The following is a 23,483-nucleotide window of genomic DNA, read 5'->3' on the forward strand; positions in this document are numbered from 1 at the left end:
CGACGTAATCGATTTGTTCGTGCCCGAATTAAATCGCCAATTGTTAACTCTTGTTAATTGACATTCGTGCGTCATGTTTAACCGCAGGAGACCGAAGACAGCATATTCAGCGGTTGCGAAGGCGCACCCTGTTGCGGTGCGATGACCGTCCCGTCGGTGACCGTCATCGCGCAATTATGCAGGCCGATGATTATGCCGGATTTCTCCGACTTCGCCGGATCGAACGTCAGTTTCCAGCGTTGCAGTGCGGGATCGCGGAACAGCGCGACAATACCGAATGCCTGCGCCTCGCGCGACACTTTCTCGGTTGCCGTATAGCGCTGGCCCGGAATCAGTGTGATTTCGCGCACGTTCAGCAGATCGGCGCCGAGTGCGGCTTTTTCCTTGGTCGGATCGGTAAAGGCGTCGAACGGCGCCTGCTGGAACGAGGTCGGGTCCTTCAGCGCATAGAGCCGGACGACGAGCGCGAGCGGCTTGTGGTCGGTCGCGGCATTCAGGTTCGGCGCGGCGGCCAGCGTGAGCCCGATGTTGCGCGGCGGCTTCTGCGCGTCGGGCACCTCGGGCTTGCCGATGCCGGCCGCGGACATCACGGCGCTCGCGGCCGAGCCGAGCAGCGGGGCGGCCGCGCATCCGGCCAGAAGGGCGCACGCAAGCAGCGGCAGCGCGTAGCGAATCATGGACGATCTCATCGTTTTTCCGGCGTGCCGCCTTTATCCCTGTCAAAACTGCCGGGCATTGCCGCGTTCGCTGCGTATCCCCGACGTTGCATCGCTCAACTATCAAGCACGCCTGCGTCGTGGCAAGCGCCCGGAAATTTTTTCCGCCGCCCCGGCGGCGTGTCGTGGGACCAGTAAAACTTGCGCATTCCGGCCCGAGGGAAAACCGCTGCGAGCCCGCAACGATAGGCCATTCGAGGGGGTAGCGCCCGGTTTTAAAAGGAATTACTCTTCACACGACGATTGAATTATGAAAAATTGATCGGTACTATACCCGCGCGCTTCTTGCAAAGCAAAAGAACCAGATTCTCAACGATTTAAAACTCACGCGCCGGTGGATATAACGATGAAAGACCGTCTGTTCGCAAAACTGTCTGGGGTGGTGGTGGCTTGCGGCGTGATCGCCGGCTGTGCGAGCCAGCCGCCCGCGCCGCCGACTGCGGAAGTGTTCAACAAGTCGCTGGCCGATGCAGACGCCGTCGCGAAGGCAGGGGATCAGGACAAGGCGCTGGGCCTGTACCAGCAGCTCGCGAAGTCGGATCCGACGCGCGAGGAACCGTGGTCGCGCATCGCGCAAATCCAGTTCGCACAAAACCATTACGGGCAGGCGATCGTCGCCGCCCAGGAAGCGCTGCAGCGCGACGCGACCGATCGTCAGGCGAAGAGCGTGCTGGCCGTCGCCGGCCTGCGGATCGCGACGCAGTCGCTCGGCGAGCTGCGCCAGGATGCGTCGCTCGCGGGCGATGCGAAGTCCGACGCGCAGGCGCTCGCGAAGCAACTGCGCGACACGCTCGGCGAGTCGGCGCTGTTCCCGCCGGAGCAGAGGGTGCAGGCGAAGAAGTACACCGGCCGCCGTACGGTTCATCGTCCGAAGGCGGGGGCCGCACCGGCCGCGGACACGGCCGCGAGCGCCGCCCCGACGCCGACGCCGCCCGCCGCGCAAAAGGGCAGCGCGGATCCGTTCGGCGCACTGCGCAACTGAAACCGCAACTGACGCGATAACCACAACTAACCTGGGAGCCGTCGAGATGGCCAAGAAAGAAAGCATTCAGAAAAGCTTGCAGAAAATACGGCCGCCGCGCGTCCAGCTGACCTACGAGGTCGAGAAGGGCGATGCGATCGAGGTGAAGGAACTGCCGTTCGTCGTCGGGGTCGTCGGCGATCTGGCGGGCCAGTCCGAAATCGAGCAGCCGAAGCTGCGCGACCGCAAGTTCGTCAATATCGACCGCGACAATTTCGACGACGTGATGAAGGCGATCGAGCCGCGTGCCGCGTTCCAGGTGGAAAACCGCCTGAGCCCGGAAGGCGGCAAGTTCGCGGTCGACCTGAAGTTCCGCTCGCTGTCGGATTTCAGCCCGGACGAAGTCGTCGAACAGGTCGAGCCGCTGCGCCGCCTGCTCGAGGCGCGTTCGAAGCTCGCCGACCTGCGCAACAAGCTCGCCGGCAACGACAAGCTCGAGGATCTGCTGTCCGAGGTGCTGAAGAACACGCAGCAGCTGCAGGAGCTCGCGAAGGGCACCGGCGGCGACAAAGACGGCGAATGACGACGGAGTGTTGAGATGAACCAGCAAACGGCTGCGGCCCAAGCGAGCGGCGCGGAATACGCCGCCGGGACTTCGCTGCTCGACGACATCGTCGAGAAGAGCAAGGTCGCGAAATCCGATTCCGAGCATGCGCGTGCGAAGGACCTGATCGGCGAACTCGTGCACCAGGTGCTCGACGGCACGGTGATCGTGTCGGACAACCTGTCGGCCACGATCGATGCGCGCGTCGCGGAACTCGACCGCCTGATTTCCACGCAGCTTTCCGCCGTGATGCACGCGCCGGAATTCCAGCGCCTCGAAAGCACGTGGCGCGGGATGGACTATCTGGTCAAGGAAAGCAACACGGGCCAGACGATCAAGATCAAGGCGCTGCACGCGCCGAAGCGCGACCTCGTGCGCGACTTCAAGGGGGCGAGCGAGTTCGACCAGAGCGCGCTGTTCAAGAAGGTCTACGAAGAGGAATTCGGCACGTTCGGCGGCTCGCCGTTCGGTGCGCTGATCGGCGATTACGAGATCTCGCGCCAGCCGGAAGACATGTACTTCATCGAGCAGATGTCGCACGTCGCCGCGGCCGCGCATGCGCCGTTCATCGCGTCGGCGTCGCCGGAACTGCTCGGCCTCGAGTCGTTCTCCGACCTCGGCAAGCCGCGCGACCTCGGCAAGGTGTTCGACACCGTCGAATACGCGAAGTGGAAGTCGTTCCGCGACGCCGAGGATTCGCGCTACGTCGGCCTGACGCTGCCGCGCTTCCTCGGCCGCCTGCCGTTCAATCCGAAGGACGGCCAGACCGCGGAGAACTTCAACTTCGTCGAGGACGTCGACGGCACCGATCACGACAAGTACCTGTGGTGCAACGCGGCATGGGCCTTCGCGGCCCGCCTGACGGCCGCGTTCGACGACTTCGGCTGGTGCGCGGCGATTCGCGGCGTCGAAGGCGGCGGCCTCGTCGAGGATCTGCCGACCCACACGTTCAAGACCGACGACGGTGAAGTCGCGCTGAAGTGCCCGACCGAAATCGCGATCACCGATCGCCGCGAGAAGGAGCTGAGCGATCTCGGCTTCATCCCGCTCGTCCATTGCAAGAACTCAGATTACGCCGCGTTCTTCGCTGCGCAGTCGGTGCAGAAGCCGAAAAAATACAGCACCGACAGCGCGAATGCGAACGCCGTCCTGTCCGCCCAGCTTCAGTACATCTTCTCGGTATCGCGCGTCGCGCACTATCTGAAGGCGATGATGCGGGACAAGATCGGCAGCTTCGCATCGGCGCAGAACGTGGAGACTTTCCTCAACCGGTGGATTTCGCAGTACGTCCTGCTCGACGACAACGCCTCGCAGGAACAGAAAGCGCAATTTCCGCTGCGCGAGGCATCCATACAAGTGTCGGAGATTCCGGGCAAGCCGGGCTCGTATCGTTCGGTCGCGTTCCTGCGCCCGCACTTTCAGCTCGACGAACTCTCGATTTCTCTGCGACTTGTCGCTGATCTGCCCAAACCGGCAAATTCATAAGCGAGCAAATCGCCCGGGCGGGCCGCCTGGGTAGGACGTTAAAACCACCTCTTTGGGGAGTCGAAGGGCCATGTTACATATGCACTTGCAGTTTGGTAGTCCCGCGGTGAAGGGCGAATCCGCGGACAAGGACCACCAGGGCTGGATCGAACTGAAATCGTGGGATCACTCGATCGTTCAGCCGCGTTCGGCAACCGCATCGACCGCTGGCGGTCACACGATGACGCGTTGCGAGCACGGCGACATGATCTTCACGAAGGAAATCGATTCGTCGAGCCCGCTGCTGTACCAACACGCTTCGGGCGGCACCACGTTCGACGAAGTGACGGTCCATTTCTCGCGCGCGGACGGTGAAGGCAAGCGCGTGCAGTATCTGGAAGTCAAGCTCAAGTACGTGATCATCTCGAGCATCGCCCCGAGCGTTCGCGAGGAAGGTCTGCCCCTCGAGACGTTCTCGCTGAAGTACGCAGCCGTGCAGTGGAAGCAAACCCAGCAGAAGATCGGCGGCAACCAGGGCGGCAACACGCAAGGCGCCTGGAGCCTGACGAAGAACGACAAGACCTACGCGGTTTAAGGTCGGTTGCGGCAACGGGGCGCTTCGCGTCCCGTTGCCGTTTTCGCCGTCCACACCGGCCGATGAAACGATTCGAACCCAGTTTTCTCGACAAGCTGTTCGACGACGAACCGCACCTGCCGGCCTCGGCAGCGATGCGGCAATTGTCGCTGGACGAGCTCAAGACCACGGTCGCCCGCGACGTCGAGGCGATCCTCAACACCCGTATCGCCCACACCGAGAACGAGCTGGCCGCGCTGCCGGAATGCCAGAAGTCGGTGCTGACCTACGGGCTGAACGATTTCGCGGGGCTGAGCCTCGCGAGCCACTACGATCGCGCATTCATCTGCAAGTCGATCCAGCAGGCGATCGCGCGCCATGAGCCGCGCCTGCAGCAGGTGCAGGTGACGTTCGAGCTGAACGAGCAGGCCACCAACGCGCTCTACTTCGCGATCCAGGCACTGCTCGTCGTACACCCGGCCGAGGAGCCGGTGAGTTTCGACGCGATGCTGCAACCGTCGACGCTGCAGTACTCGGTCACGCGCGCACGCGCGGCCCGAATGCAGTAAATCAAGCCGCCGAGCGGGCCGGACCGCCCGGTGGTCAATCAGGTCCGGCAGGAAATATTGAGGTTCGGGGTCGTCGATGGAAGAATTGCTGCCGTATTACGAACGCGAATTATCGTTTTTGCGGCGCTATTCGCGCGATTTCGCCGAACGTTATCCGAAGATCGCCGCGCGTCTCGCGGTGTCGGGCGAGCACTGCGAGGATCCGCACGTCGAGCGGATGATCGAATCGTTCGCGCTGCTCGGCGCGCGCATCAACAAGAAGCTCGACGACGACTACCCGGAATTCACCGAAGCGCTGCTGGAAGTGCTGTATCCGCACTACCTGCGGCCGTTCCCGTCGTGCTCGATCGCGCAGTTCACGCCGGCTTCGCCCGGCCAGCAGACCGAGCCGGTCGTGATCGATCGCGGCACCGAGCTGAAGAGCCGCCCGATCCGCGGCGTGCAATGCCGGTTCCGCACCGCCTACGACGTGACGCTCGCGCCGATCCGCATCTCGGAGGCGCGCTATACGCCGGTCGCGCTCGCGCCGAGCGCGACGGTGCTGCCGTCGAACGCGACGGGCGTGATCTCGATCACGTTCGAATCGCTCGCCGCGCAACTCGATCTCGGCGCGCTGAAACTGTCGACGCTGCGCGCCCATCTGCACGGCGAGCAGTCGTTCGTCGCCGCGCTGACCGACTGCCTGTTCGTCAACGTGCTCGGCGCGTATGTCGAGCCCGAGCGCAACGGCCGCTGGACCGCGCTGCGCAAGCTGCCGATCGCGCAGGCCGGCTTCGCCGAGGACGACGCGCTGATCGACTACCCGGCCAAATCGCATCCCGCGTACCGGCTGCTCACCGAATACTTCGCGTTCCCCGACAAGTTCGATTTCGTCGACTTCGACCTCGCGGCGATCGCACGCGCATCGGGCCGCTGCCAGCGCGCGACGCTGCATCTCGTGCTGCAGGACGTGCGCAGCGATTCGCACGTCGCGCGGCTGCTGGAGCTGCTGACGGCGAGCCATTTCCGGCTGTTCTGCACGCCGATCGTCAATCTGTTCCGCCAGCACGGCGAGCCGATCCGCATCACGCACCGCGCGGTGTCGTATCCGGTGATCGCCGAGGCGCGGCGCGCGTTCGCGTACGAGGTGTACTCGATCGACTCGGTGAAGCTCGTCCGGCAGCAGGCGCACGAGGAATCGGTGATCGAGTTCCGGCCGTTCTATTCGCTGCATCACGGCGAATCGGCGCGGATCGGCCATTACTGGTTCGCGCGCCGCAACGACTGGGTCGCGCAGAAGAGCCCCGGCTACGAAACCGAGATCTCGATCGTCGACATCGACTTCGAGCCGACGTCGCCGCAAACCGACACGCTGAGCCTCGACCTGACCTGCACGAACCGCGACCTGCCGGCGATGCTGGCGTTCGGCCTCGAAGGCGGGGACCTGTTCCAGGAAGGCGGGGCGCAGACGAGCGGCATCTCGATGCTGCGCCGCCCGACGCAGAGCGTGCGCTTCGAGCGCGGCCGCGCCGCGCACTGGCGGCTCGTGTCGCACCTCGCGCTCAACCACGTGTCGCTCGTCGCGCACGGCCTCGCGCCGCTGAAGGAAATGCTCACGCTGTACGACCTGCGACGCACGGCCGTGTCGATGCGCCAGATCGACGGCCTGGCCGGCGTCGAGCAGCGCGGCGCGGTGCAGTGGTTGCCCGGCAAGCCGTTCGCGACTTTCGTGCGCGGTATCGAGATCCGGCTGACGATCGACGAGGAACACTTCGTCGGCGCGAGCCTCGCGTCGTTCGTGCGCGTGCTCGACAGCTTCTTCGGGCTGTACGTCCATCTCAACAGTTTCATTCAATTGGTCGTCGTGTCGAAGCGCACCGGCGAGGAGATCATTCGATGCAAGCCCCGAACCGGCGAATCGATCCTGGCGTAGTCGACGCGCTGCTCGACGAGCCGCACCGCTTCGAGTTCTTCCAGGCGGTGCGCGTGCTCGAAGGGCTGTTCGCGCGGCAGGCGTCGGACGCGCCCGGCGCGTGGCGGCAGGGCGACGTGGTCGCGCAGCGCATCGCATTCCGCAACACGCTGTCGCTTGGTTTCCCGCCGAGCGAAATCGAGGGCGCGCGCTCGTTCGACGGCGACGGCGCGCCGCTGAACTCGGACGAACAGCGCGGCGCCGCGCTGGCTGCCGGCGAGCTCGGCCGCGTCGAGCTGACGCCCGCGTTCTTCGGGCTGCTCGGTGGCCAGGGTGCGCTGCCGCTGCACTACACCGAGCAGATCGTCGCGCGCGAGCATCTGAGGCGCGACCACGCGGCGCGCGCGTTCTTCGACGTGTTCTCGAACCGCGCGACCGCGCTGTTCTATGCGGCGTGGAAGAAATACCGGCTGCCGTTCCATTACGAACTCGACCGCGACGAGCGCTACCTGCCGCTGCTGCTCGCGATCGCGGGCGTGCCGAGCGACGAGGTGCGCGACAGTCTCGCGGCCGGCCCCGGCGGCGTGCTCGACGAAGCCGTGGCCGGCTACGCGCTCGCCGCGCGGCACCGGCCGATGTCGGCCGCCTACCTGCAGCGCACGCTGTCCGATTACTTCCGCGTGCCGGTGAAGATCGACCAGTTCGTCGGCAAGTGGTACGACGTGCCGCCCGACCAGTTGAGCATGCTCGGCGAAGTCAACGCGGTGCTCGGTGCGACGGCGCTCGTCGGTGAGCGCGTGTGGCAGCGCGACATGCGCGCGCGGATCGTCGTCGGCCCGCTGTCCAAGCGCGACTACGAGGCGTTCCTGCCCGGCGGCGCGCACGCCGTCGCGCTCGAGCGAATGCTGACGCTGCTCGCCGGCGTCACGCTCGAGTACGAGGTGAAGCTGGTGCTCAAGCGCACGGAAGTCGGCGCGAGCATGCTCGGCGCGGGTTCGCGGCTCGGCTGGGATGCGTTCCTGTGCACGCGCGACGCGGCCGAGGACCGCTCGGACGCCCGCTACGAGCTGCACGTGATTCACTGACCCTAACAACAACACGCAATCGAACCTGAGATCGACGCCATGAGCACGCCCCTGAAGACCCTGATCACGAAACTGAACCCGCTGTGCCGCCACGCAACCGAGCGGGCGGCGAGCGCGTGCCTGGCGCGCGGCCATTACGAGGTCGATCTGGAGCACCTGTTCCTCGCGTTGCTCGACGAAGCGACGGGCGACCTGCCGCTCGCGTTGCGCGCGAGCCGCGTCGATCCGCATGCGCTGCATGCCGATCTCGAGCGCGAACTCACGCGCCTGAAGACGGGCAACACGCGCACGCCGGTGTTCTCCGTGCATCTGATCGCGCTGTTCGAGCAGGCGTGGCTGATCGCGTCGCTCGATTCGCAGCTCGGCCGCATCCGCTCGGGGCACCTGCTGCTCGCGCTGCTGACCGCGCCGGATCTCGCGCAGTTCGCGCAACGGATGTCGTCGCGGTTCGCGGAAATGAACGTGACGGACCTGAAGCACAAGTTCGACGAAATCATGGCCGGCTCGAGCGAGGCCGAGCCGCGTCAGGCGGACGACGAGGGCAGCGACGCCGCGCCGGCCGCCGACGGCTTTGCACCCGCGGCCGGCCCGTCGAAGACGCCCGCGCTCGACACGTACACGACCAACCTCACGCAGCGCGCGCGCGACGGCAAGATCGATCCGGTGATCGGCCGCGAAGCGGAGATCCGCCAGGCGATCGACATCCTGATGCGCCGCCGCCAGAACAACCCGATCATGACCGGCGAGGCCGGCGTCGGCAAAACGGCGGTCGTCGAAGGGCTCGCGCTGCGCATCGCGGCCGACGACGTGCCGCCGCCGTTGCGCGGCGTGGCGTTGCACGTGCTCGACATGGGGCTGCTGCAGGCCGGCGCGAGCGTGAAGGGCGAATTCGAGAACCGGCTGAAGAGCGTGATCGACGAGGTGAAGAAGAGCGCGCACCCGATCATCCTGTTCATCGACGAGGCGCACACGATCATCGGCGCCGGCGGCCAGGCCGGCCAGAACGACGCGGCGAACCTGCTGAAGCCGGCGCTCGCGCGCGGCGAACTGCGCACGATCGCCGCGACGACGTGGAGCGAATACAAGAAGTACTTCGAGAAGGATGCGGCGCTCGCGCGGCGCTTCCAGGTCGTGAAGGTCGAGGAGCCGAGCGAGCCGCTGGCCGCCGCGATGCTGCGCGGGATGTCGGGCCTGATGGAGAAGCACTTCAACGTGCGGATTCTCGACGATGCGATCACCGAGGCCGTGCGCCTGTCGCACCGCTACATCAGCGGCCGCCAGTTGCCGGACAAGGCGATCAGCGTGCTCGACACCGCGTGCGCGAAAGTCGCGCTCGCGCACAGCGCGACGCCGGCGGCGATCGACGATACGAAGAAGCGCATCGAGCGCATCGATGCGGAAATCGCGTCGCTGGAGCGCGAGGCGGCGGGCGGCGCGGTGCACGACGAGCGGCTCGGCGAGCTGCGCGGCGCGCGCGACACGGCGCTCGAACAACTGGCGAAGGACGAAGCACGCTATGAAGCCGAGCGCGTGATCGTCGCCGAGATCACCGAACTGCGCGACGCGCTCGACCGCGCGCGCGGCCCGTCGGAGGACGGCCAGCCGGTCGACGTGCAGGCCACCCGCGACAAGCTCGCCGAACGCGTTGCCGCGCTGCACGCGCTGCAGGGCGGCGAGCCGATGGTGCCGCTGCAGGTCGACGGCCACGTCGTCGCCGAGATCGTCGCCGCGTGGACGGGCATTCCGCTCGGCCGGATGGTGAAGGACGAGATCGACACCGTGCTGAACTTGCAGCCGCTGCTGACCGCGCGCGTGATCGGCCAGGACCACGCGCTGGAGGCGATCGCGCAGCGCGTGCGCACCGCGACCGCGAACCTCGAGGATCCGAACAAGCCGCGCGGCGTGTTCATGTTCGTCGGGCCGTCGGGCGTCGGCAAGACCGAGACGGCGCTGGCGCTGGCCGACATCCTGTACGGCGGCGAGCGCAAGATGGTCACGATCAACATGAGCGAGTACCAGGAAGCGCACAGCGTGTCGGGCCTGAAGGGCTCGCCGCCGGGCTACGTCGGTTACGGCGAAGGCGGCGTGCTGACCGAGGCCGTGCGCCGCAACCCGTATTCCGTCGTGCTGCTCGACGAGGTCGAGAAGGCGCACCCGGACGTGCTCGAGATGTTCTTCCAGGTGTTCGACAAGGGCACGATGGACGATGCGGAAGGGCGCGAGATCGACTTCCGCAACACGCTGATCATCCTGACGTCGAACGTCGGCTCGGCCGCGGTGATGCAGGCGTGCCTGAACAAGCCGGCCGAGGAACTGCCCGATCCGGACGCGCTCGCCGAGACGCTGCGTCCGCAGCTGTACAAGACCTTCAAGCCGGCGTTCCTCGGCCGGATGAAGGTCGTGCCGTACTATCCGATTTCCGACGACGTGCTGGCCGAGATCATCGAGCTGAAGCTCGAGCGCATCCGCCGCCGGATCGACGCGAACCACAAGGCCGCGTTCGAGTGGGACGAGTCGCTCGTCGACGCGGTGCTCGCGCGCTGCACCGAGGTCGATTCGGGCGCCCGCAACGTCGACCACATCCTGAACGGCACGCTGCTGCCGGAGATCGCGGGCCACGTGCTCGGCCGGATCGCCGACGGCGCGGCGATCGCGCGCATCGCGGTGCGCGCGGACGAGGCCGGCGAATTCGCGTACACGGTCGAATGAGCGCCGCGCGCGACCTCTCATGCATCAACGGATTCACTGAACCATGCCGATCAATCTCCCCGAGCTGCTGACGCCGATCAGCGACGCGTCGCCCAGCGGCGACGACCTGCTGTTTTCGAACGAATTCGACGCGATCCAGGACGCGCGGCGCTACGACGACCCGACGCTCGACCAGGGCGAATGGGTGACCGAGATCAAGGAGGCCGACTGGGGCTTCGTCGTCGACCATGCGGGCGAACTGCTGCGCACGCGGACGAAGGACCTGCGGCTCGCCGTATGGCTGACCGAGGCGCTCGCGCTCGAGGACGGCATCACGGGCCTCACCGAAGGCTATGCGCTGCTCGAGGGGATGTGCCGCGACTTCTGGGACACCTTCCACCCGCTGCCCGAGGACGACGACGTCGAGCACCGGCTCGGCAACGTCGCGTGGCTGTCCGGCCGCACGGCCGAGCTGCTGCGCGCGGTGCCGCTGACGGACGGCGCATCGAATGCGTTCAGCACGCTCGACTGGGAAGTTGCGCAGCACGTCGCGCAGTCGATCAAGCGCGACCCCGAACACGCGGACGACATCGCGCGCGGCAAGCCGTCGATCGAGCAGATCGATGCGTCGCGGCGCGTGACGTCGATCGCGTTCTACACGGCGCTGCTGGCGAACCTGAAGGCGTTCGAATTCGCGCTCGATGCGTTCGAGGAGCGGCTCGTCGAGCGCGCGGGCGATTCCGCGCCGAGCTTCCGGCAGGCGCGCGACGCGTTCGAGACCGTATATCGGCTCGCCGAGCGCTTTGCGCGCGAACAGGGCTATACCGGCAGCGCGCCGCACACGCAGACGGCGCAGCAGGCCCAGCCAGAACGCATCGAGCCGGTGTTCGGCCAGCCGATCCAGACCGAGGAGACTCACGTGCAGCAGCAGACCGCTTCGCGTCCGCCGGTGACGCAGATGATCGCCGGCATCCAGAACCGCGCGCAGGCCGTCGACCAGTTGCGTGCCGTGGCGCGCTATTTCCGTCAGACCGAGCCGCACAGCCCGGTCGCGTATCTCGCCGACAAGGCGGCCGAATGGGCAGACATGCCGCTGCACAAGTGGCTCGAGAGCGTCGTGAAGGACGACGGCTCGCTGTCGCACATTCGCGAGCTGCTGGGCGTGCGGCCCGACGAGCAGGCGTAAACGCAAGACGGGCGGCGCATCGCTGCCGCCGCCCGTCGTGTACCGTGCCGCGCCGCGTCGCCGTTGAGCGAGCGGCCGGCCGATTTCCCATTACACCCGTTACTGCCCCACCCGGAACTCGATCCGCCGGTTCCTCGCCCTGCCATCCGCCGTGTCGTTCGGCGCGATCGGCTGATCCGGCCCGACCCCCGTCGTCGTCATCTGCTGCGGCGGAATGTTCTTCGTGATCAGATAACCCTTCACCGCATCCGCGCGCGCCTGGCTCAGCGCGATGTTCGACGCCCGGTTCCCCGAGTTGTCGGTGTGGCCGATGATGTCGACCGTGCGGTTCTGCATCTTCGCGAGCGCGACCGCCATCTGGTCGAGAATCTGCTTGCCCTGCGGCGTCAGCGTCGCGCTGCCGGTCTCGAACTCGATCGTCCGGTTCGCGAGCGTCTGGTCGAGCACGCCCTGTTCGGACGCCGACACGCGCAGCCCGTTCTTGATCGTGTACGTCGGGTTCAGCGTGTTCGCCATGTCGCTCGCGAGCTGCTGGCGCTGCGCCTCGTTGTGCACTTCGCCCTTCATCTCGATCTGCGTGCCGTTGATCTTCAACTGGCCCTTGCTGATCTGCTTGAGCTGCGCGCCGAGCAGCTTCTGCACGTTCGCGCTCCAGTTCGGCGGCGTCGCGACGTCGCCCACCTCGATCTGGTCGACGACGTTGGTCGCGCCGTAGGTGTCGCGCAGCTTCTGCAGCACTGCGGCCTTGGTCGCCTCGTCGGGCACCTTGCCGCCGACCACCACCTGGCCGGGCGTGGCGTTCGCGGGCGGCGGCGCGATCGTGCCGGCGGTGCCGTGCACCATCGTGCCCGACGCGCCGCCGGCGCTCGGGTTCGCCTGCGGCAGCGCGGTCGTCGCGACCGTACCGTTGCCGACCGGCGTGACGGTCGCGCCCGTGTTCTGCGCGAAGGCTGCGCCGCTCGCGACGAGGCCGGCTGCGAACAGCACGGCGAGGGCGGGCGAGACGGCGGACGACAAGCGCGTGCGCCGTACCTGAATCGTGCGATGCATGCCGTCAGCCTCCGATGAACGCTTCGCGGAACGCATCGATGGCGAAGCGCAGCGAGAGTTGCGGTTGGTCGAGGTAGCTGAGGAGCTTGCTGATCTGGTGATCGTTTTGCGCATGGGCGTCGATCCACTCGGGATCGTCGATGTCGATGTTGTGGGCGGCGTAGGTCTGCGGGTCGACGACGCTCAGCAGCGTCTTCGCCGACGCGCCGTTGAAGCCGATGACGAGTCGTTCGCGTTCGGCGATCGTGCCGATGAAGATCGCGAGCTCGAAGTCGGCCTGTGCGACGAACGGCGCGATCAGCTCGAGCCAGAACGCCGCGACGAGGCTGCGGTAGAACGGATCCACCGGCAGCGGCAGCGTGAGGCCGCGTTCGATGTGCGACGAGCCGCTCTGCATCACCGGCCGCAGCAGCGAGCCGAGCGCGAGCATCGCGCCGCGCAGCCGCACCGGATGACCGCTGTCGAGCAGCATCTCCTGCAGGCCGTGCAGCGACTGGTGTTCGACGAAATCGTTGAAGGTGCCGTCATGCGACGTGCCGGGGCCGCCGACGTCGATCGGCACCTGCGTGTCGCCGAGCGCCTGCAGCGCGCCGGGCGGCTCGTCCTTGCCGAGCAGCGGCGGGATCTGCGCGGCGACCCGCGACCACAGCCGCGCGAACGCGAGCGGGCTGCGCGCGAGGAATGCGAGCGGCCGGTCGACTTCCAGCGCGGTGGCGCCGAGGAACGGGAAGCGGCGCATCGACACGTCGTGGCTCGCGACCATGTGGCCCGCGATCGCGAGCTTGCTGCGCGAACCGAGGAACGCGAAATGCATCGGCTTCGCGTCCTCGTAGACGATCTTCCAGCGCGGATCTTCCGCGAGCAGTTCGAGCGCCTGCGCGATCCAGCGATCGAGCGTCTGCAGCAGCTGCGGATTGTGCGCGCTTTTCACGAAGTCGCCGCGCGACGGAATCTTGCCGAAGTAGGCGATTTGCGCCTGTACGGTTTGCGTCATTGCGCCCTCTGTGCATTCGTTGCGTTGGCGGCCGCGACGGCCGGCGCGGCGCCCGGCGTGCCGGTGCCGGCTTGCGTCGCGTTCTGCGCGGCGCCCGCGCTCGCGTCGGCGACCGACGACGGCAGTTGCAGGCCGCGCAGGCTTTGCTGCTGCGGCTGGTCGCCGCCACCGGCCGACGGTTGCGACGTGCTGATGATGCGCATCGTCACCGACACGCTCACGCTGCCCTGTGCCCACGTCAGGTCGAAGGTGCCGTCCGGACGGCGCTTGCGCTGCGCCGAGTTGATCAGCTTCTCGAGACCGTAGCGGCCCGGCTCGTTGACGAGCTGCACCGTGCGGCCGTCGAAGGTCGTCGCGGACAGCGTCGCGCCCGGCGAGCCCTGCGGGTTCGGCCACACGAAGTTGGTCCACTGCGGCGGCGTGTTGCGGTAGCGCAGTTGCTGGCCGTCGATCGCGATCGTGTATTCCGTCGTGCCCGTGCTCGGTTGCGGCAGGATCTGGAACACGGTCTGCGGCTCGGACGACGCGGCCGCGCTGCCGGCGGCGCCGCCCGCGAGCGGCGCGACCCAGCGTGCGAAGCCGTTCGTGAAGTCCGGCGTGAGCCCGATGCCCATGTCGCCCCACGTGCGGGCGGCGAGCGTGTCGCCGCGGCGCACCGCGAGCGGCCCGAGCGTCGTGCCGACGAACTTCGCGATCGAGCCGTCCGGACCGAACACCTGCGCGATCTCGCCGGCGCCGGCCTCGACCTTCGCGTTCGCGGCGAACGGGTACTTGGTCGCGAGCGAGTTCTGGAACGGCTGGTAGACCTGCGCGTTCCACACCTTGTTGACTTCGGCGCTGGCCGGCTGGATCACGACCGCGAACGCCTGCATCAGCGGCCGCACCAGCAGCGGGCGCAGCGACTTGCGTTGCGAATCGGTCAGGCCGGTCAGCATCTGCTCGTCGACGAGCTTCAGCGAATCGGCGAGTTCCGAACCGTTGCCGTCGAGCGTCTGCTGCATCAGCTGGCGCGCGCCCGGCCCCGGGTCGCCCTGGTTCTTGATCACGTTGAAGCGCGTGCGGACCTTCGACAGCGATTCCATGTAGCTCTTCAGCATCGACGTGCCGTCATGCGTCGCGACGATCCGCGCGAGCCCGACGAACTCCTGGCCGATCGGACCCATCGGCACCTCGGCCGGATTGCCGTTGATGTCGATGTTGGCCGCCGCCATCTGGCCGGCCTGCGAGCGCGTGAACAGTTGCTTGACCCAGTTTACGACGCCCGTCTGCGCCTTCTTGATCGTCACGTTCGCGAGCGACGGGTTGTCCCACGACGTCTGGTCGTACGCGGTCTCGAGGATCTTGCGGATCGGCGAATCCTGCGGGTCGCCCAAGCGGTTCATCCCGTCGACGGCCTGGCCGAAGCTCGTGAAGCCTTGCACCGCGATGCCCTGCATGAACTTCTGCCAGTGCTGCGCGTACTCGGTCTTGTACATGCCGACGAGCGTCTTCTGGATCTGCTCGGGGCTGCCCTCGAGCGTCAGGTCGTCCTGCGTCGACGTGTTGAGCACCCAGTCCTTCGCCTGCAGCTCCTTGGTCGCCGCATCGCGGATCGCCGGCTGCACGTAGTCGAACCACGCTTCGCGCGTGAACGTGCCCGGAATCGCGTAGCTGCCTGCCACGAGCCCCTGGTTGCCGTCGCCGACGATGCGCGCGATGGTCATCGGCGCGAAGCGGGTCGACGCACGGGCCTTGATTTCCTCGTACACGCGCTGGCGGGCCGGCATGCCGCGCACCACGCGGCGCAGGTTCTCGCGGGTCTGGTCGACGAGCGCGAGGTTCGCGTCGATCATCGGCCAGTCGTCGTCGTTCACGCGCGACAGGTAGAACGAGATCATGCGCTCGGCGCTGCGGATCATCTCGTCGCGCGGCATGTTGCCGCGATTCGTCTCGAGCCAGCCGCGCCAGAAGCGGGCGAGCTGGTCGGTCAGATGCGCCTGTTCGACGTGACGCTTGTCGGACAGCATCAGGTAGGTCTTCAGCGCGTTGTACGCGTCCTGCACGTTGGTCGGCGACGCGTCGCTGTAGAGGCCGCCCTGCGGCGCGGCGGGCTGCTGCGGGGCGGCGGCCGGCGCGGCGCCCGACGCGGCCAGCGCGGCGCCGGCCTGCGGGGCAGCGCCCGCCGCGTTCGTCGACACCGGCAGCGTGCCGCCCTGCACGGCGCCCGATTCCGGCGGGCGCGTCATCGGCACCAGCTGCTCGGGATGCGCGTTCACGTCCTTCATGAACGACGCGAGGTTCTGCGACACGGGGGCCAGCAGGATCTGGCGCACGCCGTTGTAGTACTCGGTCAGCAGGTGCTGCTCGAGACGGTCGCCCTGGTACAGGCCGAGCGACACCGACAGCGGCTTGTCGCGGCGGAACTGTTCGAGCTGCTCGATCCGGTCTTCCAGGATGTCCATCGCCTGCAGGCGCGACTGCAGATCGTTGCGGCCCTGCTGCAGGCGCGTGACGTTGTCGAGGTCGGCCTGCACGTTCGACACGAGCTGCTGGTTGCCGATCGTCGACCAGGTCCAGCCGCCCAGCGCGAGCGCGAGCGCCGCAACGAAGCCGAAGAAGGTCGCGTAGCGCAGCCGCGTCTTGGTCGGGCTCGCGAACTGGCGCACCGTCTGGCGGTCGGCGAAGATCACCTTCGAGAACAGGTCGCGCAGGAAGAAGCCGTTCTTCGAGAACGCGCTGTGCGGTTTCGGCAGCGCGCTCCCGTCGAGGCCGAAACGTTGCGCGATGCGCTGCGCGGCCGCGCTGTTGGTTTCGCCTTCCTGCAGCGCGCTGGTGAAGTAGAAGCCGCGGAAGATCGGCTTGTACTGGAACGGGTTGTTCTCGAACAGCGTCGCGAGGAACGCGCGCAGCGACGGCTTGATCGTCGAGAATTCGAGCGGGAAGCTGAGCTGGCCCGGCGACAGCTGGTTGCCGCGCGACAGCGACAGCTGCGCGACGCTGATTTCCTTCAGCCCTTCGTAGAGTTCCTCGAAGTGCGTGTCGAACTGCGCGACCACGTCGCGCTTGTCGTCGGGCTCGTAGGGCAGGGTGGCGCCCCACACGCGGTCGTACTCGTGCTTGTCGCTGCTGCTGAAGAATTCGGTGAAGCCGGTGATCAGGTCGGCCTTGGTGAACATCACGTAGACCGGCGCGAACACTTCGAGCTTTTCCGTCAGCTCCTGAACGCGCTGACGGAGGTTCTTCGCGAGGTTGATCGCGAATTCGGGGCGGTTGCCGGTGAGTTCGGCGATGCTGGCCGTGACGATGATGCCGTTGATCGGCGCCTTCGGGCGGTAGCGCTTGAGCAGGCCGAGGAAGCCGAGCCACTCGCTGCGGTCTTCCTCGTGCACCGAATAGCGGCCGGCCGTGTCGAGCAGGATCCCTTCGGTCGTGAAGAACCAGTCGCAGTTACGCGTGCCGCCGATGCCGTGGATCACGGCGCTGTTCTTGTCCGCGAACGGGAATTGCAGGCCGGAATTGAGCACGGCGCTGCTCTTGCCCGCGGCCGGGTTGCCGATCACGATGTACCACGGCAGTTCGTACAGCGCGGAGCCGCCCGACACCTGGCCGATCTTCGACGTCTTGATCGTCTTCACCGCGTCCGACAGGCGCGTGCGCAGCACGTCGAGGTCGGCCGTCTTCGCGTCCGGCGCGAGCGCGGCGGCGGCCGGTGCGGCGATCTTGCCGGTTTCCGCCTGCTCTTCCAGCACCTGGCCGAGCTGCTGGTTCGCGCGCTTCACGCGCCAGCGGCGCCACAGCGCGACGACGAGCCATAGCGCGAGGACCGCCGCGAACGCGATGGCCGCCCACAGGAGCGGCAACTGCAGCATGTCGGCGACGATGAACAGAATGGCCGCTAGCGCGACGATCCCGACGATCGAGAGCGTACGCGGATGAGTCAGCACGTTGAGGATGCGTTGCATAGGACGTTCAGGTTCCGGTGCGATTCGATGAGGCGACGCAGGCGCGTCGAGCGGCAAGGGTGGCGCCGCGATGTGTCGCCATGCTGTCAAACGGGATGAAGGAGGCCGGCATCAACGCGCTCGCGGCATCGGAGAAGGCGCGCGCATTAACGAAAGGACGCTGTGAGATTTAAAACGGAAGCGGCGGCCGGAAAAAATCGCGCACCGGAATGCCCGATTGTTTGCGCCGCCCAAATCGTTTCCTGCCGGGTGATTAAAAAGCCCCATGCCGCCCTCATTATTTCTTGTCCGGCAGCCCTGACTAGCTGCCGCGTCCCAGTTTAAAACCGGGTTTATGGTATTCCACGTGCCCGAGATCCATCATTTTCCATCGGCCGCCCCAGGTCAGGCCGACTTGCTCGGCGACCTGGCCGTACAACTGGTAGCCGCGCATCGCCCACGGATCTTTCTCGGAAATGACCAGCTTGCCGTCGCGCAGGAACGCGTTGTCGGCCGCCAGCCCGAACTGGTGATAACTCTGGAAGGCCGCCGCATTGGTCACGTTCGTGCCCATCTGCGCGAGCCGGTTCTGTCGTTCCGGGCTCCGGTAGCCTTCCAGCAGCGCCATTTCATAACCATATTGTTCGTGCATGATCTTGTAGACCAGCAGCAAACGCGTCCGGAAATCCGGGTCCAGCAGGTTCCAGTCGCGGCTTGCGTCCTTCAGCGCCGGGCGGACCTGCTCGACTTCCTTCGTGGCAAAGACTTCCGGCGGCAACGGCGGCGGCGGTACGAGCTGTTCGCCCTGCAACAGCGCGGCGATCTTCTCGTCGGGCACGCGCGCCGTGTCGTCGTACTGAAATAATTGCCGACCGCGTAACGCAATGGCCACCAATGGCGGCGTCGCAAGAATACCTGCCGACACCATAATCATCAAGCGCCGCCGAACCAGTAAATTTTGCACGTCACTAAATGCGCCGCGCGTCACGCTTGCCGATTTAACAATCTGACTGCGCGCGCGGGCGGCGCGATCGTTCGCCCGGCGCGTCAGGCGGCCATGAAACTGGGCGACCGATTCGAAAACGGTCGCGCGGATACCCGGTAAAAGCAACAGTGCCGCGATGGCGACGGCAAGGGCGAAATAGGCGACGAGTGCGACGGCAATCAACGAAATCCCCGGAAATTGGAATTGATTGTGTTTTGCAATGCTTGCTCTTAGAATCAGGCTGCTTCGAGAAGCCGGGCTATATTATCGCGGTGAATTAAACCAGGATTCAATGAGACGCTGAATGAGTGCGCCGGAAAATTCAAATTCGAAAACTCCGCCCAGCCTGCTGTCAGATACTAAACCGGCAGGCGAGGGAGGACCACGGCAGTCGCGCATTCTCGCGGATCTGGAAGGGCGTGTCACGCCACCCGCCGAGCCGCCGCGCCGTTCGCTGAAGGCGCCGATCGCCGCCGTCGTGGCGTTGGTCGTGGCCGTCGGCGGCTGGGGCGCGTGGCGCATGCAACAGTCGTCGGGCGAGCAGCCTGCCGCGATCGCGGCCGCGACGGCACCAGCGGCCAAGGCCGCACCGGCCAGCGGCGCCGCCGAGCAGGTCGCGCAGAGCGGTGCGTCCGCCGCATCGGCCGTGCAACCGGCCACGATCGTGAATGACGATTCGGCGTCCCAGACCGTTGCATCCGCATCGGCGTCGGGCGCATCCGCTTCCGGCGCGGACAACAGCCGCCTGTCGCGCGCGCTCGCCAACGGCGCCGACGACGGTTCGGGCGCGGCGGCCACGGCCGGTGTCGCCGCAACGGCGGCTGCCGCGGCAGCGGCGACGACCAGGACGGCGAAGGCCGACGCGTCGAAGAGCACGAAGGTCGCGGCCCACGGCAAGACCGACACGAAAACCGAGGCGAAGGCCGACACGAAGGCCGAGGCCCGCAAGCATCGCAAGGAACAGCAGGCCGAACTCGCACAGGCGAAGAAGCGCCGCGAAGCGACGCCGACCCGAACCGCGAAGGCGGGTGAGAAGGACGATCCGGATGCCGATCTGCTTGCGGCGCTCGTCGCGCGCACGAAGCCGGCCGACAAGAAACTCGCCGCCCAGAAGGCGCAGGCGGTGCCGACCAAGACGGCGGCGACCGGCGGCTCGCTGGCGTCGCGCGTGAAGGCGTGTTCGGAGCGCGGTTTCTTCGAGGATCAGCTGTGCCGCTGGCGCGTGTGCGACGGCCACTGGGGCAAGGACCCCGCGTGCCCGAGCGCCGCGCAGTCGGAGACGCGGCAGTAACGCCTGTCGCGCACGCCACGAGGGTTTCCCTGTCCGCGCCGCCCATTGGGCGGCGCGTTGTTTTCGACGGCACGGAGAAGCTGCCGGTATGATGCCGCGTGACTCTGTCACGAACGCGTCACGCCCGTCGGGCATACGTTTCCTTTCTTTTCCCGGCGCGGGCCCGCGACCCGCGACGTGCGGCGCGCCGCGCGCCGCACCCCCTTCGACACGATGGACCTGATCGTACAGACTTACGGCGCCGATACGTCCGGCATGGTGTGCGGATTCCGCTTCGTTCCGGGCGGCGCCGGCGCGCTGCTCGATGCCGACGCGGCCGCCGCGTGGCTGCGCACGTGCCGCGAGCACGGCGCGGCCGCATCGGGCGATTTCGTGTGGCTGCATTTCAATCTCGCGCACGGCGCGAGCGAGCGCTGGATGCGCACGCATCTCGGCTTGCCCGACAGCTTCTTCGAATTCCTGCACGAAGGCTCGCGCTCGACGCGCATCGAGCAGGAGGACGGCGCGTTGCGCGCGGTCGTCAACGACGTGATGTTCAATCTCGAGCTCACGCCGTCGGAGATCGCGACGCTGTTCGTCCACGTCGAGCGGCGCATCATGGTGACCGCGCGGCTCAAGCCGTTGCGCTCGGTCGACACGCTGCGCGCATGCGTGCGCGACGGCGAGCCGTTCCGCTCGCCCGCGGAGCTGCTCGTGCATCTGCTGCGCGATCAGGCCGACCTGCTGATCCAGATCATGCGGCGCACGAGCATCGACGTCGACCGCATCGAGGATCGCTTCCTGTCGCAGCGGCTCACGTCGAGCCGGATCGAGCTCGGCGCGATGCGACGCACGCTGACGCGGCTGCAGCGCATGCTCGCGCCGGAGCCCGGCTCGATCTTCCGGCTGCTCGCGAAGCCGCCCGCGTGGCTGCATACGGAGGACGTGCAGGAACTGCGCGAGTCGACCGAGGAATTCTCGCTGGTGCTCGCCGATCTGGCGGGGCTCAACGAGCGGATCAAGCTGCTGCAGGAAGAGATCGGTTCGCGCCTCGACGAGCAGAACAACCGGACGCTGTTCACGCTGACGCTCGTCACCGTGATCGCGCTGCCGATCAACATCGTCGCGGGCTTCTTCGGGATGAACGTGGGCGGCGTGCCGTTCTCGGAGAACAAGCACGGCTTCTGGCTGATGGTGCTGCTCGTTGCCGGCTTCACCGCGCTGGCCGCGTGGTGGGCGTTCCGGCGCCGCGACGATCGCTAGCGCGGCATCGGGCGACGCATCAACGCATCAACGCAGCAGCGCGATCGCGCGTTCGCCGATCACCATCCCGAGCAGGCCGACGAGCGCGACGAGCGGCGGGGCCGGCGAACGCACGTGCAGCAGCGCGTACAACACGCCGACGCCGATGCCCACCGCGAGCGAGGTCACGTAATCCATCATGGCGGTCTCCCGTAGGTCCGGTGTCAGGGTTTGAGGATGACGCGCTCGCGCGCGCCGGCCAGCACCGCGCGATACGCGTCGTGCGCACGCTCGAGCGGGTACACGTAGTCGTCGCCGATCGGGAACGGGCGCAGCGTGCCGTTGCCGAAGCCGGGCGCGAGCGTGTCGAGGATCTGCGCGACCGCGGCCGCGCCGAGCTGCAGCGAATCGATGCCCACGAACGTATGCTGGCCGCGATAGAACGAGAAGATGTCGAACGGCACGCTGCGCTCGATCGTCGAGATGAAGATCTGCCGCGCGCCGATCGCCATCGACGCGTTCGCCGCTTCGAAATACGGGCTGCCGACCGTGTTGTAGACCACGTCCGCGCCGCGGCCGCCGGTCAACTCGCGCACCGCGTCGGCCACCGTGCGGCTCGACGCGTCGATCATATGGACGTCGCCCGACGCGTGGCCGCGATAGCCGCCGGGCCCGCGCTCGACGCCGATCACGGTCGCGCCGCGCGCGCTGGCGAGCTGGATCGCGGCCTGGCCGACCTTGCCGTTCGCGCCGAACACGAGCACGACGTCGTCGGCCGTCGGCATGCCGGCCCGGCGCAGGCCTTCGTACGCGGTGACGAACGGCACGCCCACGCCGGCCGCCTCGTCGAGCGTCAGCACGCCCGGCTTGCGGCGCACGTGCGCGGCGTCCAGCACGAGCCACTCCGCATGCGACCCGTCGCGCCCGACGCCGAGATCGCCGCCCGAGCCCCACACCGGCGCGCCAACCCAATTATCGGGGCCGCTGCGCACGATGCCGGCCCAGTCGCGCCCGGGCGTGCGCGGCCACACCGCATGCGGCATGCGGCCGAGCGCGGCCTTCACGTCGCTCGGGTTCACGCCGGCCGCGCGCACCTCGATCAGCATCTGGCCGTCGGCCGGTACGGGCGGGGCGATGTCCCGGACTAGCGCGTCGAGCGACTCGATGTCGGCGGCGGGGGTGTCGAAGCGGATGCTGCGCATGATGATCTCCGTGAAGATGGCGGCCGCCCGGCCCGGCGGGCCGGCGCGTGCGGCGGATGAAACCGGTGAATGCAGTCTAGCGGGCCCGATTTGACGCGGAAACGTGCAAAGGCGGATGATTGTTTTGCGTATTCCGCATAGCCAAATCCGCAGGCTCACGAATGGACGACTTCCTTTCCCCGCACCTCGCGCTGTTCGTCGACGTGGTCGACCAACAGAGCTTCTCGGCGGCCGCGCGCCGGCTCGGCGTCGCCGCGTCGTCGGTCACGCGGCGCATCGACCGGCTCGAGACGCAGCTCGGCATCCGCCTCCTGCATCGCACCACGCACGCGCTGCGGCCGACCGAGGCCGGGCAGCTGCTGTACGGGCGCGCGACACGCATGCTGGCCGAACTGCGCGGATTGCAGGAAGACCTGCACAGTCAGCACGACGAACCGGGCGGGCTGCTGCGCATCGACTGTCCGGCGCCTTTCGGCCGGCGGCACCTGATGGCCGCGCTGGCCGCGTTCATGCAGCGCCATCCGGCGCTGCAGGTCGACCTAGTGCTGACCGACAGCATGGTCGACCTGCAGGGTGCGCGGCTCGGCTCCGACGTCGATCTCGCGGTGCGCATCGGCCCGCTCGAGGACACGCGTTTGGTCGCGACGGTGCTGGCGCCGCAGCGGCGCGTGCTGTGCGCGAGCGCGGCCTACCTCGCCCGGCGCGGCGAACCCGCATCGCCCGACGCGCTCGCCGGCCATGACTGTCTCGCATGGCATGGCGCACCGCCGCCCGGCGCATGGCGCTTCGGCGAGCGCCGCCACGCGCCGGCGCAGCCGCGGTTTCGCAGTAATCATTCGGAAGCGTTGCTCGAGGCGGCGATCGACGGGCTCGGGCTCGCGCACCTGCCGACCTGGCTCGTGGCGGACGCGCTGCGCGACGGACGATTGCGCGCGCTGCTGCCGCAGTACGCGGCGGCGCCCGAGCCGGCGACGATTCACGTGCTGCGCCAGCAGCCGCGCGGCAGTGCGCGCACGTCGCGGCTCGTCGCGTTCCTCGCCACGTGGTTCGCGCAGCCGGCGTGGGATGCCGCGTGGGCGTGA

The 23,483-nt window shown here is 67.3% G+C and carries 19 protein-coding genes; 12 read left to right on the forward strand and 7 right to left on the reverse strand.

Annotation, left to right across the window (positions count from 1 at the left end):
- Positions 1 to 77: 77 nt before the first annotated feature.
- Entirely contained in the window at positions 78 to 689 is a 612-nt protein-coding gene (gene tssJ, locus QZM72_RS19180; protein ID WP_089466527.1) for a type VI secretion system lipoprotein TssJ, read from the reverse strand.
- 373 nt (positions 690 to 1,062) lie between these two features.
- Between tssJ and QZM72_RS19185 the strand changes: the two genes are divergently transcribed.
- From QZM72_RS19185 to tssA, 9 genes are all read left to right on the forward strand, one after another.
- Positions 1,063 to 1,698, forward strand: coding sequence for a M48 family metallopeptidase (locus tag QZM72_RS19185; protein ID WP_089466528.1), 636 nt, complete (start codon positions 1,063 to 1,065; stop codon positions 1,696 to 1,698).
- A gap of 46 nt (positions 1,699 to 1,744) precedes the next feature.
- Positions 1,745 to 2,260: a type VI secretion system contractile sheath small subunit gene (gene tssB / locus QZM72_RS19190; RefSeq protein WP_006484395.1), complete on the forward strand. Its 516-nt coding sequence runs from the start codon at positions 1,745 to 1,747 to the stop codon at positions 2,258 to 2,260.
- A 15-nt stretch (positions 2,261 to 2,275) separates the two neighbouring features.
- Positions 2,276 to 3,766: a type VI secretion system contractile sheath large subunit gene (gene tssC, locus QZM72_RS19195; RefSeq protein ID WP_006477094.1), complete on the forward strand. Its 1,491-nt coding sequence runs from the start codon at positions 2,276 to 2,278 to the stop codon at positions 3,764 to 3,766.
- A 70-nt stretch (positions 3,767 to 3,836) separates the two neighbouring features.
- Entirely contained in the window at positions 3,837 to 4,340 is a 504-nt protein-coding gene (locus tag QZM72_RS19200; RefSeq protein WP_006477093.1) for a type VI secretion system tube protein Hcp, read from the forward strand.
- Positions 4,341 to 4,402: 62 nt separating this feature from the next.
- On the forward strand, positions 4,403 to 4,888 hold the full coding sequence (tssE, locus tag QZM72_RS19205) for a type VI secretion system baseplate subunit TssE (RefSeq protein WP_089466529.1): 486 nt from the start codon (positions 4,403 to 4,405) through the stop codon (positions 4,886 to 4,888).
- A gap of 76 nt (positions 4,889 to 4,964) precedes the next feature.
- Positions 4,965 to 6,800, forward strand: a complete 1,836-nt coding sequence (gene tssF / locus QZM72_RS19210) for a type VI secretion system baseplate subunit TssF (RefSeq protein WP_089466530.1) — start codon at positions 4,965 to 4,967, stop codon at positions 6,798 to 6,800.
- Complete coding sequence (tssG, locus tag QZM72_RS19215) at positions 6,764 to 7,864, forward strand: type VI secretion system baseplate subunit TssG (protein ID WP_089466531.1); 1,101 nt, start codon at positions 6,764 to 6,766, stop codon at positions 7,862 to 7,864. The genes tssF and tssG overlap by 37 nt, the downstream gene beginning before the upstream one ends.
- Positions 7,865 to 7,903: 39 nt before the next feature.
- Positions 7,904 to 10,573: a type VI secretion system ATPase TssH gene (gene tssH, locus QZM72_RS19220; RefSeq protein ID WP_301738961.1), complete on the forward strand. Its 2,670-nt coding sequence runs from the start codon at positions 7,904 to 7,906 to the stop codon at positions 10,571 to 10,573.
- Positions 10,574 to 10,616: 43 nt separating this feature from the next.
- Positions 10,617 to 11,738, forward strand: a complete 1,122-nt coding sequence (gene tssA / locus QZM72_RS19225; protein ID WP_301738962.1) for a type VI secretion system protein TssA — start codon at positions 10,617 to 10,619, stop codon at positions 11,736 to 11,738.
- A gap of 99 nt (positions 11,739 to 11,837) precedes the next feature.
- Here tssA and QZM72_RS19230 read toward each other — a convergent pair whose 3' ends face one another.
- From QZM72_RS19230 to QZM72_RS19245, 4 genes are all read right to left on the reverse strand, one after another.
- Positions 11,838 to 12,788 (reverse strand): OmpA family protein, encoded by a 951-nt coding sequence (locus QZM72_RS19230; RefSeq protein ID WP_301738963.1) that lies wholly within the window; start codon positions 12,786 to 12,788, stop codon positions 11,838 to 11,840.
- A gap of 4 nt (positions 12,789 to 12,792) precedes the next feature.
- Positions 12,793 to 13,782 carry a type VI secretion system-associated protein TagF gene (gene tagF / locus QZM72_RS19235; protein ID WP_301738964.1) on the reverse strand — a complete coding sequence of 330 codons (990 nt, stop codon included), beginning with the start codon at positions 13,780 to 13,782 and terminating at the stop codon, positions 12,793 to 12,795.
- A complete protein-coding gene (gene tssM, locus QZM72_RS19240) occupies positions 13,779 to 17,723 on the reverse strand; it encodes a type VI secretion system membrane subunit TssM (protein WP_301738965.1) in 3,945 nt (1,314 codons plus the stop codon). The genes tagF and tssM overlap by 4 nt, the downstream gene beginning before the upstream one ends.
- A 301-nt stretch (positions 17,724 to 18,024) precedes the next feature.
- A complete protein-coding gene (locus QZM72_RS19245) occupies positions 18,025 to 18,870 on the reverse strand; it encodes a M15 family metallopeptidase (protein ID WP_089466537.1) in 846 nt (281 codons plus the stop codon).
- A 121-nt stretch (positions 18,871 to 18,991) separates the two neighbouring features.
- Here QZM72_RS19245 and QZM72_RS19250 point away from each other — a divergent pair, with 121 nt between their 5' ends.
- Positions 18,992 to 19,978: a phage tail protein gene (locus tag QZM72_RS19250; protein ID WP_089466538.1), complete on the forward strand. Its 987-nt coding sequence runs from the start codon at positions 18,992 to 18,994 to the stop codon at positions 19,976 to 19,978.
- A gap of 213 nt (positions 19,979 to 20,191) precedes the next feature.
- Entirely contained in the window at positions 20,192 to 21,220 is a 1,029-nt protein-coding gene (locus tag QZM72_RS19255; protein WP_089466539.1) for a transporter, read from the forward strand.
- Between the two features lie 27 nt (positions 21,221 to 21,247).
- Here QZM72_RS19255 and QZM72_RS19260 read toward each other — a convergent pair whose 3' ends face one another.
- Positions 21,248 to 21,400, reverse strand: a complete 153-nt coding sequence (locus tag QZM72_RS19260) for a DUF1427 family protein (RefSeq protein ID WP_080334215.1) — start codon at positions 21,398 to 21,400, stop codon at positions 21,248 to 21,250.
- 23 nt (positions 21,401 to 21,423) lie between these two features.
- Positions 21,424 to 22,401 (reverse strand): zinc-binding alcohol dehydrogenase family protein, encoded by a 978-nt coding sequence (locus tag QZM72_RS19265; RefSeq protein ID WP_089466540.1) that lies wholly within the window; start codon positions 22,399 to 22,401, stop codon positions 21,424 to 21,426.
- A 161-nt stretch (positions 22,402 to 22,562) separates the two neighbouring features.
- On the opposite strand from QZM72_RS19265, the gene QZM72_RS19270 reads away from it, so the two are divergent.
- Positions 22,563 to 23,483: a LysR family transcriptional regulator gene (locus QZM72_RS19270; protein WP_089466541.1), complete on the forward strand. Its 921-nt coding sequence runs from the start codon at positions 22,563 to 22,565 to the stop codon at positions 23,481 to 23,483.

This window comes from Burkholderia sp. AU45388 (genome assembly GCF_030481585.1).
GTDB classification, from domain to species: Bacteria; Pseudomonadota; Gammaproteobacteria; order Burkholderiales; family Burkholderiaceae; genus Burkholderia; species Burkholderia sola.

Coding starts and splice junctions, on each gene's coding strand:
- tssJ (WP_089466527.1), bottom strand. CDS start 689: ATGAGATCGTCCATGATTCGCTACGCGCTGCCGCTGCTTGCGTGCGCC.
- QZM72_RS19185 (WP_089466528.1), top strand. CDS start 1,063: ATGAAAGACCGTCTGTTCGCAAAACTGTCTGGGGTGGTGGTGGCTTGC.
- tssB (WP_006484395.1), top strand. CDS start 1,745: ATGGCCAAGAAAGAAAGCATTCAGAAAAGCTTGCAGAAAATACGGCCG.
- tssC (WP_006477094.1), top strand. CDS start 2,276: ATGAACCAGCAAACGGCTGCGGCCCAAGCGAGCGGCGCGGAATACGCC.
- QZM72_RS19200 (WP_006477093.1), top strand. CDS start 3,837: ATGTTACATATGCACTTGCAGTTTGGTAGTCCCGCGGTGAAGGGCGAA.
- tssE (WP_089466529.1), top strand. CDS start 4,403: ATGAAACGATTCGAACCCAGTTTTCTCGACAAGCTGTTCGACGACGAA.
- tssF (WP_089466530.1), top strand. CDS start 4,965: ATGGAAGAATTGCTGCCGTATTACGAACGCGAATTATCGTTTTTGCGG.
- tssG (WP_089466531.1), top strand. CDS start 6,764: ATGCAAGCCCCGAACCGGCGAATCGATCCTGGCGTAGTCGACGCGCTG.
- tssH (WP_301738961.1), top strand. CDS start 7,904: ATGAGCACGCCCCTGAAGACCCTGATCACGAAACTGAACCCGCTGTGC.
- tssA (WP_301738962.1), top strand. CDS start 10,617: ATGCCGATCAATCTCCCCGAGCTGCTGACGCCGATCAGCGACGCGTCG.
- QZM72_RS19230 (WP_301738963.1), bottom strand. CDS start 12,788: ATGCATCGCACGATTCAGGTACGGCGCACGCGCTTGTCGTCCGCCGTC.
- tagF (WP_301738964.1), bottom strand. CDS start 13,782: ATGACGCAAACCGTACAGGCGCAAATCGCCTACTTCGGCAAGATTCCG.
- tssM (WP_301738965.1), bottom strand. CDS start 17,723: ATGCAACGCATCCTCAACGTGCTGACTCATCCGCGTACGCTCTCGATC.
- QZM72_RS19250 (WP_089466538.1), top strand. CDS start 18,992: ATGAGTGCGCCGGAAAATTCAAATTCGAAAACTCCGCCCAGCCTGCTG.
- QZM72_RS19255 (WP_089466539.1), top strand. CDS start 20,192: ATGGACCTGATCGTACAGACTTACGGCGCCGATACGTCCGGCATGGTG.
- QZM72_RS19260 (WP_080334215.1), bottom strand. CDS start 21,400: ATGATGGATTACGTGACCTCGCTCGCGGTGGGCATCGGCGTCGGCGTG.
- QZM72_RS19265 (WP_089466540.1), bottom strand. CDS start 22,401: ATGCGCAGCATCCGCTTCGACACCCCCGCCGCCGACATCGAGTCGCTC.
- QZM72_RS19270 (WP_089466541.1), top strand. CDS start 22,563: ATGGACGACTTCCTTTCCCCGCACCTCGCGCTGTTCGTCGACGTGGTC.